This window comes from Haloplanus salinarum, assembly GCF_009762275.1.
GTDB classification, from domain to species: Archaea; Halobacteriota; Halobacteria; order Halobacteriales; family Haloferacaceae; genus Haloplanus; species Haloplanus salinarum.
In genome coordinates, this window is the sequence record NZ_CP034345.1 from 2,385,143 (window position 1) to 2,399,368 (window position 14,226).

The 14,226-nt window shown below is 69.4% G+C and carries 20 protein-coding genes and 1 tRNA gene; 9 read left to right on the forward strand and 12 right to left on the reverse strand.

Features of this window, described 5'->3' with window-relative positions:
• Nucleotides 1–83 precede the first annotated feature (83 nt).
• Genes EI982_RS13630 through EI982_RS13645 form a run of 4 tightly spaced genes read left to right on the forward strand, consistent with a single transcriptional unit; the run spans nucleotide 84 to nucleotide 3,914 of the window.
• Entirely contained in the window at nucleotides 84–1,478 is a 1,395-nt protein-coding gene (locus tag EI982_RS13630; protein ID WP_157690218.1) for a signal recognition particle protein Srp54, read from the forward strand.
• Between the two features lie 46 nt (nucleotides 1,479–1,524).
• The gene (locus EI982_RS13635) at nucleotides 1,525–2,724 is read left to right on the forward strand and encodes an MFS transporter (RefSeq protein WP_157690219.1); all 1,200 of its coding nucleotides are present in this window, start codon (nucleotides 1,525–1,527) and stop codon (nucleotides 2,722–2,724) included.
• Between the two features lie 50 nt (nucleotides 2,725–2,774).
• Nucleotides 2,775–3,356 carry a magnesium transporter gene (locus tag EI982_RS13640; protein ID WP_157690220.1) on the forward strand — a complete coding sequence of 194 codons (582 nt, stop codon included), beginning with the start codon at nucleotides 2,775–2,777 and terminating at the stop codon, nucleotides 3,354–3,356.
• The gene (locus tag EI982_RS13645) at nucleotides 3,357–3,914 is read left to right on the forward strand and encodes a magnesium transporter (RefSeq protein WP_157690221.1); all 558 of its coding nucleotides are present in this window, start codon (nucleotides 3,357–3,359) and stop codon (nucleotides 3,912–3,914) included.
• Here EI982_RS13645 and EI982_RS13650 read toward each other — a convergent pair.
• From EI982_RS13650 to EI982_RS13660, 3 genes are read right to left on the reverse strand one after another with little or no spacing between them, the layout of a single operon-like run.
• Nucleotides 3,911–4,285, reverse strand: a complete 375-nt coding sequence (locus tag EI982_RS13650; RefSeq protein ID WP_157691218.1) for a secondary thiamine-phosphate synthase enzyme YjbQ — start codon at nucleotides 4,283–4,285, stop codon at nucleotides 3,911–3,913. The two genes, EI982_RS13645 and EI982_RS13650, sit on opposite strands and share 4 nt — an antisense overlap.
• A gap of 44 nt (nucleotides 4,286–4,329) precedes the next feature.
• Nucleotides 4,330–4,746, reverse strand: a complete 417-nt coding sequence (locus EI982_RS13655; protein WP_157690222.1) for an RNA-binding domain-containing protein — start codon at nucleotides 4,744–4,746, stop codon at nucleotides 4,330–4,332.
• Nucleotides 4,743–5,294 (reverse strand): AAA family ATPase, encoded by a 552-nt coding sequence (locus tag EI982_RS13660; RefSeq protein ID WP_157690223.1) that lies wholly within the window; start codon nucleotides 5,292–5,294, stop codon nucleotides 4,743–4,745. Before EI982_RS13660 ends, EI982_RS13655 begins: the two co-directional genes overlap by 4 nt.
• Before the next feature lie 100 nt (nucleotides 5,295–5,394).
• Between EI982_RS13660 and EI982_RS13665 the strand changes: the two genes are divergently transcribed.
• Nucleotides 5,395–5,494: transfer RNA gene (locus EI982_RS13665), tRNA-Arg, on the forward strand.
• A 512-nt stretch (nucleotides 5,495–6,006) separates the two neighbouring features.
• Here the strand turns inward: EI982_RS13665 and EI982_RS13670 are convergent.
• The 3 genes from EI982_RS13670 to EI982_RS13680 all read right to left on the reverse strand — a co-directional run bounded on the left by EI982_RS13670 (nucleotide 6,007) and on the right by EI982_RS13680 (nucleotide 7,026).
• Entirely contained in the window at nucleotides 6,007–6,303 is a 297-nt protein-coding gene (locus tag EI982_RS13670) for a type II toxin-antitoxin system RelE family toxin (protein WP_157690224.1), read from the reverse strand.
• Nucleotides 6,293–6,490, reverse strand: a complete 198-nt coding sequence (locus EI982_RS13675; protein WP_114448940.1) for a hypothetical protein — start codon at nucleotides 6,488–6,490, stop codon at nucleotides 6,293–6,295. Before EI982_RS13675 ends, EI982_RS13670 begins: the two co-directional genes overlap by 11 nt.
• Before the next feature lie 356 nt (nucleotides 6,491–6,846).
• Nucleotides 6,847–7,026, reverse strand: a complete 180-nt coding sequence (locus EI982_RS13680) for a hypothetical protein (RefSeq protein ID WP_199243635.1) — start codon at nucleotides 7,024–7,026, stop codon at nucleotides 6,847–6,849.
• 73 nt (nucleotides 7,027–7,099) lie between these two features.
• Between EI982_RS13680 and EI982_RS13685 the strand changes: the two genes are divergently transcribed.
• On the forward strand, nucleotides 7,100–7,915 hold the full coding sequence (locus EI982_RS13685) for a bacteriorhodopsin (protein ID WP_157690225.1): 816 nt from the start codon (nucleotides 7,100–7,102) through the stop codon (nucleotides 7,913–7,915).
• A gap of 21 nt (nucleotides 7,916–7,936) precedes the next feature.
• Here the strand turns inward: EI982_RS13685 and EI982_RS13690 are convergent, their stop codons facing one another.
• The 4 genes from EI982_RS13690 to EI982_RS13700 form a co-directional block, all read right to left on the reverse strand.
• A complete protein-coding gene (locus EI982_RS13690) occupies nucleotides 7,937–8,299 on the reverse strand; it encodes a DUF5518 domain-containing protein (protein WP_157690226.1) in 363 nt (120 codons plus the stop codon).
• A 40-nt stretch (nucleotides 8,300–8,339) separates the two neighbouring features.
• Nucleotides 8,340–8,840 (reverse strand): hypothetical protein, encoded by a 501-nt coding sequence (locus EI982_RS13695; RefSeq protein ID WP_157690227.1) that lies wholly within the window; start codon nucleotides 8,838–8,840, stop codon nucleotides 8,340–8,342.
• A 121-nt stretch (nucleotides 8,841–8,961) separates the two neighbouring features.
• Entirely contained in the window at nucleotides 8,962–9,117 is a 156-nt protein-coding gene (locus EI982_RS18485; protein ID WP_199243636.1) for a hypothetical protein, read from the reverse strand.
• Nucleotides 9,118–9,197: 80 nt separating this feature from the next.
• Nucleotides 9,198–9,782 (reverse strand): DUF7474 family protein, encoded by a 585-nt coding sequence (locus tag EI982_RS13700; protein WP_157690228.1) that lies wholly within the window; start codon nucleotides 9,780–9,782, stop codon nucleotides 9,198–9,200.
• A 92-nt stretch (nucleotides 9,783–9,874) separates the two neighbouring features.
• On the opposite strand from EI982_RS13700, the gene EI982_RS13705 reads away from it, so the two are divergent.
• Nucleotides 9,875–10,960: a DNA primase large subunit PriL gene (locus EI982_RS13705; protein ID WP_157690229.1), complete on the forward strand. Its 1,086-nt coding sequence runs from the start codon at nucleotides 9,875–9,877 to the stop codon at nucleotides 10,958–10,960.
• A 122-nt stretch (nucleotides 10,961–11,082) separates the two neighbouring features.
• Here the strand turns inward: EI982_RS13705 and EI982_RS13710 are convergent, their stop codons facing one another.
• Entirely contained in the window at nucleotides 11,083–11,280 is a 198-nt protein-coding gene (locus EI982_RS13710; RefSeq protein ID WP_157690230.1) for a DUF7472 family protein, read from the reverse strand.
• Between the two features lie 207 nt (nucleotides 11,281–11,487).
• Here EI982_RS13710 and EI982_RS13715 point away from each other — a divergent pair, with 207 nt between their 5' ends.
• Nucleotides 11,488–12,177, forward strand: a complete 690-nt coding sequence (locus EI982_RS13715; RefSeq protein WP_157690231.1) for an SWIM zinc finger family protein — start codon at nucleotides 11,488–11,490, stop codon at nucleotides 12,175–12,177.
• Here EI982_RS13715 and hjc read toward each other — a convergent pair.
• A complete protein-coding gene (gene hjc, locus EI982_RS13720) occupies nucleotides 12,174–12,596 on the reverse strand; it encodes a Holliday junction resolvase Hjc (RefSeq protein ID WP_157690232.1) in 423 nt (140 codons plus the stop codon). The genes EI982_RS13715 and hjc overlap by 4 nt on opposite strands.
• 110 nt (nucleotides 12,597–12,706) lie before the next feature.
• Here hjc and EI982_RS13725 point away from each other — a divergent pair, with 110 nt between their 5' ends.
• Nucleotides 12,707–14,224 (forward strand): sensor histidine kinase, encoded by a 1,518-nt coding sequence (locus tag EI982_RS13725; protein WP_157690233.1) that lies wholly within the window; start codon nucleotides 12,707–12,709, stop codon nucleotides 14,222–14,224.
• Nucleotides 14,225–14,226: the final 2 nt, after the last annotated feature.

Here is a 14,226-nt window from a genome sequence, read left to right on the forward strand (position 1 = left end):
GACTTATACTCGTTCCCGCCCCCACGCCCGGCCGTTCGCCGTGAACAAAGGCTTTACCGGCGCCGGCGCGTAGCGGCGGGCAAATGGTACTCGATGATCTCGGGAGTTCCCTCCGCGGCACCCTCTCGAAACTGCAGGGGAAATCCCGGCTCGACGAGGACGACGTGCAGGAGGTCGTCAAGGAGATTCAGCGCTCCTTGCTCCAGGCCGACGTCGACGTGAACCTCGTGATGGACCTCTCGGACTCGATCGAGACGCGCGCGCTGGAGGAGGAACCCCCCGGCGGCACGAGCGCCCGCGATCACGTCCTGAAGATCGTCTACGAGGAACTGGTCGACCTGATCGGGGAGTCGACGGAGCTGCCGCTCGAACCACAGACCATCCTACTCGCCGGCCTCCAGGGGTCGGGCAAGACCACCTCCGCCGCGAAGATGGCGTGGTGGTTCTCGAAGAAGGGGCTCCGCCCGTCGGTCATCCAGACCGACACGTTCCGGCCCGGCGCCTACGATCAGGCCGAACAGATGGCCGACCGCGCCGAGGTGGAGTTCTACGGCGACCCCGACTCCGACGACCCCGTCGAGATCGCTCGCGAAGGGCTGGAGGCGACCGCCGACGCCGACGTCCACATCGTCGACACCGCGGGCCGGCACGCCCTCGAGGACGACCTGATCGCGGAGATCGAGGAGATCGAGTCGGTCGTCGACCCCGACCGCTCCCTGCTCGTCCTCGACGCCGCCATCGGCCAGGGCGCCAAGGAGCAGGCCCGCCAGTTCGACGACTCCATCGGCATCGACGGCGTCGTCATCACGAAACTCGACGGCACCGCGAAGGGCGGCGGCGCGCTGACGGCGGTCAACGAGACCGACTCCTCCATCGCCTTCCTCGGCACCGGCGAGACGGTCCAGGACATCGAGCGCTTCGAGCCCGACGGCTTCATCTCCCGGCTGCTGGGGATGGGCGACCTCAAACAGCTCTCGGAGCGCGTCGAGCGGGCGATGGCCGAGACGGGCGAGGAGGAGGACGACTGGGACCCGCAGGACATCATGGAGGGCTCGTTCACCCTCAAGGACATGCAAAAGCAGATGGAGGCGATGAACAACATGGGGCCGCTGGACCAGGTGATGGACATGATCCCCGGCATGGGCGGCGGGCTGATGGACCAGCTCCCCGACGACGCCATGGACGTCACCCAAGAGCGGATGCGGACCTTCGACGTGGCGATGGACTCGATGACCGACGAGGAGCTCGAGAACCCCCGCATCGTGGGGCAGGAACGCGTCGAGCGCATCGCCCGTGGCGCCGGCGTCGACGAGGAATCGATCCGCGAACTCCTCGAACAGCACCGGATGATGGAACGCACGATCAAGCAGTTCCAGGGGATGGGCGACGGCGACATGCAGCGGATGATGAAGAAACTCCAGCAGGGCGACGGTGGCGGCGGCATGGGCGGCATGGGCGGCATGGGGCCGTTCGGCTGATCGACGGCCCGGGATTTTTGGTCGGGACCGTCCGTAGTCATGCGCCGTGCCGAACGCCGATCACCCGTGGGTTGCCCGCCTCCGGACGCTCGACGTCCTCGCGCTGACCGCGCTGTTGTGGTTTCTGGCCAAGTTCCTCCGGTACGCCTTTCCGCCGCTGTTCGGGACGTTCCGGGAACTCTACGGCGTCTCCAACACCGAACTCGGGACGCTCTTTTCGGCGCTGATGGCCGGCTACGCCGTGATGCAGTTCCCCTCCGGCGCGCTGGCCGACCGAATCGGTGTCGTCCGCGTCATCGTCGCGGGCGCGCTCGTGGCGTCGGGGGCGTCCTTCGCGCTGTTCGTCTCGACGCAGTACGCCCTGCTGACGGTCGCCGTCGTCGGTATCGGCCTCGGCACCGGCGCCCACAAGACGGTCGCTATCACACTCCTCTCGGCGGTGTACCCCGACCGGACCGGCCGGGCGCTCGGCGTGATGGGCACCGTCGGCGAATTCGGCGGGGCACTCGCCCCCGTTCTCGTGGTCACCGTCCTCGCGGCCGCGCTCCGGTGGCAGTCGCTCTTCCTGGGAGCCGCCCTCGGCGGCCTCGTCCTCGCGGGCGCTTTCGCCCTCCGCGTGCCCGCCCGTCTCCCCGACGCGGGTGCGATCCCCGAAACCGGTGACGACACCGGCTTCCGGACCTATCTCGCCGCCTTCACCGTCCCGTCCCTGACGGCGTTCGCCGTCGCTGCCGTCTGTATCGCGTTCTCGGTCAGCGGCGTCACCGCCTTCCTCCCGCTGTTCCTGGAGAGTCGACCCGGCGTCGACGCCAGCGCGGCCGGTCTGCTGTACAGCGGCTTCTTCCTCGTCTCGGGTGTCCAGCCGATCACCGGCGACGTCGCCGACCGACTCGGTCGCCTGCGTGTGATCGCGGCCCTCCTCCTGCTCGCGATCACGGCGCTGCTCACGCTGCTCGTCGCGGGCACCGGGCTCGTCACCGTCGGGACGGCGACGCTCGCGCTCGGGGTCGGGATCCACGGGATTCGACCCGGCCGCGACGCCCACCTCATGGCGATCATCCCGGACGACGTGGTCGGCGGGACGCTCGGCATCGTGCGGACGTCGATGCTGGGCATGAGCGCCGTCTCGCCCGCGGTCGTCGGCTACCTCTCCGACGTGTCGACGTTCGACGTCGCCTTCGGCGTCCTCGCGGTGGCCTTCGGCCTCGCGGCGGTCATCGTGCTCGGCCTCGCGCTCGCGCGGTAGTCGTCGACCGGCCCCCCGACTTTTCATCCCGGCCCGCATTGCTTCCGACGATGAGCGTCCAGGAGGTTGCCGTCGAGGCCTACCGCGAGGCACTCCCGGCGCTCGGTGCCAGCCTCGTCGGCGGCCTGCTGGCCGGCCTCGTCCTCGGCGGGATGCGTTCGGACCTCCAGACCGTCGAGGGCCTGCTCGTCCTCGTGCCCGCCCTGCTCGCCACCCGCGGCAACGTCTACGGCTCGTTCGGGGCGCGGCTGGCGACCGGCCTCCACCAGGGACTGATCGAGCCGCGGGTCCGCGCCGGCGACCGCCGCCTCCGCGCCGCGGCGGCCGCGGCCCTCGCCAACGGGGTCGCCACCTCGCTGTTCGCCGCCGCCGCGGCCGTCGCCATCCTCTCGACGCTCGGGCTGCCCGTCGCCGGCCTCGGCCGACTCCTCGGCATCGCCCTCGTCGCCGGCCTCCTCTCGGGAGTCACGCTCACCGCCGTCGTCGTCGCCGTCGTCTTCGCCGGCTACCGCCGCGGTCACAACCCCGACACGCTCGTCGGCCCCCTCGTCACGACGACCGGCGACGTCTTCGGCGTCCTCTTTCTCCTGATCGCGGTCCGAACCGTCGCGCTCCTCCTGGGGGCCGCCTGAATGTCGACGACGTGGTCCGTCCGCGCCATCACGCGCGCGATGCTTCCCGTCCTCCTGATTTTGACCCTCGTCGAACTCGGGAGCGGCCTCGTCCTCGGGCGCTTCGAGTCGACGCTCCTGCGCTATCCCTCCCTGCTCGTCCTCGTGCCCGTCACCATCGGCACCGCCGGCAACCTCGGGAGCATCCTCGCGGCCCGGCTCTCGACGGCCTTCCACCTCGGGACGCTCTCCTTCGCGGCCGACGACGAGACGTTCGCGGGTAACGCCGTCGCTACCGTCGCGCTCGCGGCCTCCATCTTCCCGCTCGTCGGCCTCGGTGCGTGGGGGCTGACCGCGCTCGCCGGGTCGACGAACCTGCCGCTCCCGACCGTCCTCGCCGTCTCGATCACCAGCGGCCTCTCGCTCGCCGTCCTCGCCGTCCTCGTCACCGTCGTCGCCACCTACGCGGCCTACCGGTTCGAACTCGATCCCGACGACGTGGTGATCCCCGTCGTCACCAACGTCTGTGACGTCCTCGGCGTCGTCCTGCTCTACCTCGCGGTCCTGTGGTTCGTCTAGACGACCCGGACCGTCCGCTCCCGGGGGCCGTCGCACTCGACGAACAGGACGGACTGCCAGCGGCCGAGCGCTGGGGTGCCGTCGACCACCGGAACCGTCTCCCCCGGGCCCAGCACCAACGCCCGCAGGTGTGCGTCGGCGTTGTCGTCCAGCCGGTCGTGTGCCCACCCCTCGTCGGGCACCAGATCCGAGAGGAACGCCTCCACGTCGTCGAGCAGGTTCGGTTCGGCCTCGTTGACGACGACGCCCGCGGTGGTGTGTTCGACGAAGACGGTGACGGTGCCGTCGGCGTCGTCGGGGATCGCCGCGGCCACCCGGTCGGTCACGTCCACCACGTCGAGGCGGGCGTCGGTCGAGACGGTGAACTCCATGGGCCCGCTCTCGGTCGGCACGCCGAAAAAGCCCCGCGCTGCCCTCACCCGTCGTCGCGTTCGACCGGCCGCCCCTCCTCGGTCGGCGGTGCGACGTGGTCGACGAACGCCTCCACGTCGGGTTCGTGGACGGTCACCTGTACCTCGATGTCGCCGAGTTCGTCCGGGTTGCCGACGGCGAAGTTGATCACGCCCTCGAACGCCGCCTGCTTTTTCAGCGCGAACGCGAAGCCGTCGTCGTCGGCCCGCCGGAAGAACTCCGTCCGGGCGGTGTCGAGGATCTCCTGTTCGTGCAGGCGCTCGGAGAACCCCTCCATCGAGTGGGCCTCGGCCACCAGCCGTCCCGGCTCCTCGTCGATTTCGGCGTTCGGGAACAGGTTGCGGACCGCGTCGGCCACTCGGTCGGTCACCTCCGTGTCGCGAACGGGTGCGACCACCCGTACGTCGATCCGGTGGATCATCGTTCGACCTCCACGGCCAACAGGTCGCGGATCCGGTCGTGGAACGCCGCCAGCGATCCCGTGTTCTCGACGGTCACGTCCGCCCGATCCATGACCTCGCCCATCCCGAAGCCGAGTTCGCGCTCCTCGCGCTCGCGGAGGGCCTCCCGGTCGGCGTCGGAGGCGTCGCGTCCGCGGTCGGCCAGCCGCGACGCCCGGGTCTCGAACGGCGCCTCGACGCTCACGAGGACGAACGCGTCGCCGAACGCCGCCTCGAAGCGGTCCACCTCCGCGGGCGACCGGAGGCCGTCGACGACGACCGTCTCCGCGTCCGAAAGCGCCGCCTCGATCCGCGGGAGCGACCGCTCGGCGATGGCCGCCTCGCCCTCCTCCTCGCGGAGCGCCGTCGCCACCGCGCCGTGGTGTTCGTCCGGATCGAGCCCCCGGTCGCGACACGCCTCCCGGATCACGTCGCCCATCGTCACGACCGGCACGCCCGCCTCGCGTGCGACCGTGGCGGCCTCTCCCTTGCCGCTCCCGGGGAGCCCCACGGTGCCGAGTACCTTCATCGACCTCCCGTACCCGCCTCGTGGCCTTATACTCTGTCGTGTCCGCCCGCTGGGCGCCGAGCCGAACCGTTTTTTGACTCCCCCGCCTTCTCGCCGACGGGGGCACGTAGCTCAGTCCGGATAGAGCGTCGGACTTCTAACCCCGACGGCCCGCGGGGGAAGCCATCCGACGGTCGTGGGTTCAAATCCCATCGTGCCCGTGACGGCGTGGCCGAGCGACAGCGAGGCCCGCCGAACTCCTCGTGGGATTTGAATCAGGGAGCGGCTCCGCCGCGACCGTGGTTCAAATCCCATCGTGCCCGCTCACTCCCTTCGGTCGTTCGCGGCCACGATGTAGCCCCGCTCGCTCACTTCGGTCGCTCGCGGGACTCCCATCGTGCTCGTGAACACCGCCGAGCGTCAGCGAGGCGTGTGTGAACGCCTCGTGAGATTTGAACCACGCGAGACGAGCGTCAGCGAGCCTCGCAATCGGGTTCAAATCCCATCGTGGCCGCGAGCGAACGGAGCGAGCGGCCACGATGTAGCCCCGCTCGCTCCCTTCGGTCGCTCGCGGGACTCCCATCGTGCTCGTGGCAGTACTAGAACGTCAGAATTTGGCCGCAGAGAGGGTTTATTTCGAAGTTTCGAATACGAGAGCCGTCGGACTCGGATCCCGTATTTCCGAACGGAGCCATCTCTTTCGGGAAACCGACCAACGCAGTCACGTACCCGTTCAATCGAACCCGTAGCGCTTGTGTGCCTCGTCGATGTCCACGATCTCGATCACGCGGACTTCCCCGTCCGCTTCGAGTACGTCGTAGAACGCGGTGTGAGTTCGCCCGATATGCAGACGATACAGCTCCTCGCCCTCGATCACCAGCTTCTCTTTGTCACCGGATCCCGAATCCGGTCTCGGATACGGATCGTCCGCCAATTTCCGGAGATTGTCCTTCACGATGCGTGTGCTCTTCTCGTCTAACGCGGCGACGTACTCACGGGCTTCCTCCGCGAGGAGAACCTCATAACTCATCGAGCGCCGTCAGTTCGTCAGTGTCTGCTTCACGGACCTCCTTCGCTCGTTCGACGAGTTGTCGACGCTGGTGTTCCTGGATCAGTTCCCTCAGCAGGTCGTCGTACGTCTCGCCCGCCCCCTTGAGCTCGTTCAGTTCCTTCCACCGCTCCTCAGTGACCGGGATTCGTTTGCTGGCGTTGGACATACGTGCCGACACCTCTGTTCAATCCTTACAACGCTTACAGGCAAAAGGTTTGGGTGGACGAACTGCGTTCGCTACCATCGGGGTTACATATCGCCAGCGAACCGGATCCCATCGTGCCCGTGAACACCGCCGAGCGTCAGCGAGGCGTGTGTGAACGCCACGATGTAGTCCCTCTCGCTCCCTTCGGTCGCTCGCGGGACTCCTATCGTGCCCGTGGCAGTACCAGAACGTCAGAATTTGGCCGCAGAGAGGGGCTATTTCGAAGTTTCGAATACGAGGGCCGTCGGACTCGGATCCCGTATTTCGGAACGGAGCCATCTCTTTCGGGAAACCGACCAACGCAGTCACGTACCCGTTCAATCGAACCCGTAGCGCTTGTGTGCCTCGTCGACGTCCACGATCCCGATCACGCGGACTTCCCCGTCCGCTTCGAGTACGTCGTAGAACGCGGTGTGAGTTCGCCTCGCGGGATTCGAATCACGCGAGACGAGCACCGAACCCGGGAGACCCGCCGACCCGTCCGGTCGATGACGCATCGAGTACACGATCGGAGTGAAATCGTCGGATCGTCTTCAGGTATTTGTGGGTACGGGACGTACGCCGGGTACGATGCTCGATCCGATCGGCTCACTCGGCGTCTTGCTCCAGACACAGGGGGAAGCGGTCTCGCAGATACAGAACGACGTGTTGCTCAGTTCCTCGCTGTGGGTCAACGTCGCCCTGGCGGGGTTCGCCACGCTGCTGTTCGTGTACATGGGCCGGAACGTCTCCGGGGGTCGTCCCCGGCTCATCTGGGCCGCGACGCTCATGATCCCGCTCGTCTCGATTTCGAGCTACCTCGGCCTGCTGTCGGGGTTGACCGTCGGTTTCATCGAGATGCCGGCGGGGCACGCATTGGCCGGGGAAGAGGTGATGAGCCAGTGGGGTCGGTATCTCACGTGGGCCCTGTCGACGCCGCTGATACTGCTCGCGCTGGGACTGCTCGCCGACGTCGACGCCGGGAGCCTCTTTGCGGTCATCGCGGCGGACGTCGGGATGTGCCTGACCGGCCTCGCCGCGGCCTTGGTCACCTCGTCGTACCTGTCCCGGTGGCTGTTCTACGCGATCAGCTGTGCCTTCTTCGCCGTCGTCCTGTACGCCCTGCTGGTCGAGTGGCCGCGGTCGGCGGCGTCGGCCGGCACGGGCGATATCTTCGGGACGCTCCGGGCGCTCACGGTCGTGCTGTGGCTCGGCTATCCGATCATCTGGGCCGTCGGCGTCGAGGGCTTCGCGCTCGTGCAGTCCGTCGGGCTCACCTCGTGGGGCTACTCCGCGCTCGACGTCCTGGCGAAGTACGTGTTCTCGTTCCTGCTGTTGCGGTGGGTCGCCGCCAACGAGGCGGCCGTCTCCGTCTCCGGCGGCGTCGGGGCCTTCGCCGACGACTGACGGGCGTCCAGCCCGCCCCGTTCACAGCTCGTCGACCAGATACGCGCCGAGATAGCCGCCGAGCGCACTCAGGCCGACGGTGTAGACGGCGGCGATCAGCCCGAAGACGGTGACGACGAGGAGGCCACCGATCCCCAGAGCCGCACCGCCCCGGAGGCCGAGGGCGAAAAAGCCGAGGAAGGAGACGAGAAGCAGACCGAAGAGGACGAGCGGCACCGTCGCGATGATTCCCGAGAGCGCCCCCACCCGGAGTCCTTGCGAGGCGTCGGCCTCGTTCAGGTAGGCGGCCACGCCGCCCCCGAGGACGGGCGAGAAGGGGATAAACGAGAGGACGACCGTTACGACGGCACCGAGCAGTGCGTGGAGGGTGGAATCGGAGACCATGCGCTCAGGACGTGCGGGACGAGACAAATACTTTCGGCCGTCACGACTCGGGCACCATCGACAGCGTCCGGGTGTAGCGGCGGACGGTGTTGCCGTCGGCGTCCTCGAGGACGACCTGAAACTGCTTCTGTCCGGTGACGGTCGTCAGTTGGCCCTCGCGGACGTCGAAGTCGAACGGCGGATCGCGGTCGACGGTGACCGGTTCGCCGCCGCTCATCACGACGACGTGATCGATGCCCTCGGATTCGGTCGGGTGACAGTGGACCACCGCCTCCCCGCCATCGGTCGACTTCGTACAGAGCAGGTCGGGGTCGATGTCCGCACTCGTCCCCGCCAGCGACGACTGGAAGTCGAAGACGACGGGTCCCGTCGGGGCGGTGCCGAGGACGACGACGGCGACGAGAAACGGCGCGGGGCCGGCGGTGGGGAGGCGGCGACCGAACCGGCCGACCCCTTGTAGGCGTTCACCTTCCCGCGGTAGGCCGCGGTGGAGAGTTTCAGCGTCTCGCCCACCTGGTTCTGCTCGCCGAACTGCATCCACCCGGCCATCCAGCCGAACAGCGTCACGGCCCAGACACCCGACAGGCCGAGCCAGATGGTCTCGCGTCTGCTCACCGTCTCGTTCCACCAATCGCCTTCCGGCGGTTCGATCGGTGACTTCATCATCCCGGTTGGACGGACATCAGGTCGATCAGCCCCCAGACGATGTACGAGAGGGTGAAATACAGCAGCCCCGCCCCCGCGAGTAACCACGGGCTCTCGAGCAGTTGCTGGGGCCACGGTTCTCCCGACCGGTCGCTCGTCTCGCCCGATACCATACGGCAACCTGTGCGGGGTTACGGAGTATGTCTACGTGCGACGTGTTCGGCGGGGTTCCCACGCGCCGAGAACGGGGGCGTTACAGACTCCGCTCGATGACGCGTTTCGCCGCCGTGGCCTTCTCCTTCCACCCGTAGCCCGACGCGTAGACGTGGCGTTTCTTCTCGACCAGCGCCTCCGGGCTCGCCTCCTCGAAGCCGCCGCGGTCCCACGCCCCGCTCTCGCGGAGCCACTCGACGACGTTTTCCTTCGTCTCCGGCCACGAGAGCCCGACCATCTCGTACCACGCGATCATGGCGAAGACGGCGTTGTCGTGACAGCCGGGGACGCTCCCGCGCTCGTAGACCGTCTTGATCGGCTCGCGGGTGGGGACCGACACCGCCTCGCGGTACTCGTCGGCCGGCAGGAGGCGGAGTCGGTCGTTGGCGTCGTCGACCCGGCCGTCGCGGCGGAGTCGCTCGACTGCCGCCTGCCGGAGCGGGCCCCACTCCTCGACCAGTTCGGGGAGGTCGTCGGCGTCGGTTACGCCCCCCGAGAGCACCGCCACCACGTCGACGTAGGCGGCCTCGACCGTCGCCCACGGCGTCCCCTCGAACCGGCAATCCGTATCGTGGAGGCTGTTTGTCGCCCGGCAGTCGGGACAGGGGTAGTCGAACGTCGGCACGACCGCTTCCAGTGCGGGCGCGAACTTAGGTCGTGTGGTCCCGGCTGCCCCGACCGTCGCGCTTATCCACCCCGCTACACAACCGTTCGGCGATGCGTCCCGACCCGCTCTACGCCCGGTATCCCTTCCTCGACGCGGCGCGGGCGGCGGTTCAGGAGGCGGACATCTCCCCGCCCCGACTGGTCACGGAGGGCGACCCCGCCGTCGACCGTGCCCGCGAACGGGTCGAACGCGCGCTCATGTCGGGTACCGTCGCCTCCGAGACGCCCGAACGCTGGAGCGACCGGGACGAACTCCTCTCGTATCCCATCGCCCGCATCCTCGTCTCGCTGGTCGACGTCCGCGCGGCCGTCGAGAAGTACGCCGACGCGGAGGCCGAGACGGCCTTCGAGCGCCTGCGGGCGGACCTCGCGGCCGACGACGCGGAACTGCGCAGCGTCGCGACGCCGCGGGCCGACCTCCCGACGTTCCTCGACGATTTCGACCTCGACGGGGCGGTGCGGCGGGTTGCGGACGGGAGCGGCGACCCCGGACGCGATACGTTTCGCATCGACGTGACGGCCTACCTCCGCCTGACCGATCCGGACTGGGGTGCGGACTGGCGACTGGTCAACCGCGACCTGGCCGACGGCGAGGTGCCCGTGGCGAGCGAGGAGCTCCACCGACTGCTCCGGGAGGCCGTCCGCCGCCGGGTGGCGTCGGGCTTGCCCTTCGAGGTTCGCGGGAGCGCCGGCGGCGACGCCCTCGCGGCCGCCCTCGACGACGACGTGACCGCGCTCCGGGACCGCCTCGCCGAGCGCGAACGCCTGCCGTCCGTCGACACCGTCGCCCCCGAGCGGTTCCCACCCTGCATGCGGGCGTTGCTCGACCGGGCCGACGGCGACCTGCCACCCCACTCCGCCTTCGCCGCCACGGCCTTCCTCGTCTCGCTCGGCCTCGACGCCGACACCATCGCCGAGCGGTGGCCCGGCCTCGACGACGGCGACCTCTCCTACCGCGCGACCGTGCTCGCCGACGACGGCGGGGGTGGCAGCCAGTATCCGGCCCCCTCGTGTGCGACGATGGCGACGTTCGGGGACTGCGTGAACCCCGACGAGCGCTGCGAGACCATCGACCACCCGCGTCGGTACTACGCGGCGGCCGTGGCCGACGCCGACCGGTCCGAGAGCGACGACTGATACTGTTTATTGTAAGTCATTACCGGTGGTTCGCCGAGACGGTCCGGCGAACCACCGGCAACCAGTTACAATAATCCGTATGAGGGCGGGGCGAACGACCCGCGACGGTCCGTCCGGACCCGTCAGTCCGCGAGAAAGAGGCCGACCCCGGCCATCGCGAGGATGAACACGGCGATGGTGACCACGAGCGCCAGGCCGCCGGTCGATCCGAGGCCGCCGTCGTTGTAGGCGGTGCCGATGCCGACGACGAGCGCGACGAAAACGCCCACTGCGCCGACGGAGATGGCGATTTTCCGGACCATCCCCTCTTCGAGTTCCATGTTCGGGCATCCGTCGGCCCCGGCAAAAGAGCTTCGATGCTCGCGCCGTCAGCGATTCGCCGTGATTTCCCTCAGAGAACGCGTGAGACGAAGGTTTAGGTGTATCGAGCCCCTAGTGTCGCCGACGGAGCGATCCGGTTTCACGCCGGGATCGCGACGCTCCCGATCGCCCCGCAGTCCTGCGATCACGGCGACTCCACCCACACCATGACGCACCCAGCACACACACCCGCGTCACTGCCAGCCACCCGTTCCAAGACCACGCTCCCGGCCGCCGGCACGACCGGTCGGGCCCGGCGCGCCCGCGTCGAAGCCATGGCCGTCCGGCCGCTCCGCGACGGCCGGTACGCCGTCGAGACCGACGGCGAGGGCGAGACGTACGTCGTCGACCTCGACGCCACGACCTGCACCTGCCCGGACCACGAGGTCCGGGGCGCCCGCTGTAAACACCTCCGCCGGGTCGCCCTCGAAGTCACCGCCCGCCTGGTCCCGCCGCCCGGACGCCGGACCGCCGTCTGTGCGGTCTGTGGCGGACGGACGTTCGTCCCCGTCGCAACCCGTGGCCCGTCGCTCTGTGCGCGTCACGCCCGCCGCCCGGGCCACCGCGTCGTCGACCGGGAGACGGGCGACCGACTCCTCGTCGTCGCCGCCACGGGCGCACGCGCCGACCGCGTCGAGACCGACGAGGGGCGGCTCGTCGCCGACTACCCCTCGAACGCCGACTACGGCCGTCACGAACCCGTCTTCGAGGCCGTCTACGTCGACGCCGTCGAGCGCGACGGGCCGGTACGCGCCTACGCCTTCCCGGCCTCGCGGCTGCGCTCGCCCCGGACCGCCGACGCCGAGTCCCGACCGAACCCCCGGGCCGACGCCGGTGCCCGGACGACCCCCGCCTAGGCGTCGTCGAGACGCGCCTGCGTCGAGTGGCCGACGAGCCCCGCCAGGTCCTCGCCGTCGGCGAGCGCCGTCTCCTTTTTCACCCGGTAGTTGCCGCCGTCGGTGACGTGGCAGTCGCCGGGGTGGAAGAAGTACCAGTCCTCGCGGTCGAAGCGGACGGCGATCCGGGCGTTGGCGCCGAAGTTGCGCGCGAAGTAGATCAGCGACTCCACCTCCTCGCCGGAGAGGTAGATGGGGTCGCCGGCGCTGGATTTCGCCTCGATGGCAAAAAAGCGGTCGCCGTCGCCGGCCAGCACGTCGGGGAGGTCACGCTCGGTGGCGCTCCCGCTCGCGGGCGCGCGCATCACCGCGAACCCCGCCGCGTCGAGTTCGTTGACGAGTTCGCGCTCCCGGCGGTCACCCTTGCGGTTCGCGGACATACCCGTTCTGGGCGATGGCCCGAGTTAAATCACCCGTCCGCCGGCCCGACTCGCACGCGTGATATTTCGAACGGTACCTTTCTCCCGCTCGTCGGTAAACAAGGGGTTCGATGACGCCCTCGATCGGATCTCCGACCCGGCTCAGCGTCGGCGGGCTGGTGATCGCGGCGGTCGGCTACGTCCTGACCCGATATACGGTCATCGAGTCCCTCCGGCCGGACGCGTCCACGGTCGGATTCCTCCTCAGCGAGGCGCCGGTCCTGGTCGCCGGGTTCGGCCTCACGGCCTTCGGTTTCGGGCTGGCGATGAGTTCCCGCGACGCCGCGGAGGCCGCCGTCGTGGCCCGCTGGTGTCTGCTCGGCACCGGTTCGATGGCGGCCGTCGTCGGACTGACCTACGCGGCCGTCTGGCCCGTCTCGCCCTCGACGACCGAGGCGCGGCTGGTCGCGAACGCCCTCGTCGCCGGCGCGGTCGGGGGAACGCTCACCGGCGTTCGCTCCGTCGGCCTCCGGCGCCACCGCCGGGACGTGAGCCGACAGGCCGACCGGCTGACCGTCCTCAACCGCCTCCTGCGTCACGAAGTGCTCAACAAGGTGAACGTCATCGGGGGGTACGCCTCGGTCGGCGGCCGCGGCGCCGACGACGAGGGAGCCGACGACTGGGCCGTCGTCGACCGGCACGCCGACGCCATCGACGACACCATCGACGTGGTCGGCCTGCTGACCGAGTCCGGCGACCCGTATCCGGTCTCCCTGCGCCGGCACGTCGAGGCGGCCGTCGAGACGGTGCGGCGTGACCACCCGTCGGCGACCGTCGAGGTCGACGACGTGCCGGACGTCGACGTGTGCGGCTTCGACCACCTCGCTGTCATGTTCGAACACCTGATCGAGAACGCCGTCGTCCACGGCGACGGCTCGGCACGGGTGCGCGTCGAGGCCGCCGGCCCCGACCGGCCGGTCCGGGTCCGCATCGTCGACGACGGGCCGGGGCTGCCCGCCGCCCAGCAGCGCCTCGTCCGCGACCGGGTGACTCCCGAGGCGGACGACCCCCGGTCGGGGTTCGGGCTCGCGCTCGCGCGACTCATGCTCGACGACGTCGACGGCGACCTGACCGTGGAGACGCCCGTCGCCGACGGTCGCGGGACCGCCCTGACCGTCGCGCTCCGTCGGGGGGCGCCCGCCGAACGACGGTTCGGCGTCACGCCGGACCGGCTCGAACGTGGGGCGGTCGCGGGCCTGATCGCCGGCCTCACGATGGGGCTGGTGACCCAGTTCGGCGCCGGACAATTCGGGATCATCGGTGCCCTCTACGGCGTCGAGAACGTCGCGGTCGGCTGGATCAGCCACCTGTATCACAGCGTCTTCTTCGCGCTCCTGTTCGTGACCGCGACGGCGCCGTGGGTCCGCGACGGGGACGGCCGGCGGCTCTCCGCCCTCGCCGTGGGCTACGGGGTCGCCCTCTGGCTGGTCGCCGCGGGGGTCGTGATGCCGCTCTGGCTCCGCGCGGTCGGTCTCTCCGCGCCCGTGCCGAACCTGCAAGTGCCGTCGCTGATCGCCCATCTCATCTGGGGGGTCGTCTTCGGCGGCGGATACGCCTGGCTCTGCCGGCGTCGCGACCGGGCCGAGTGAGC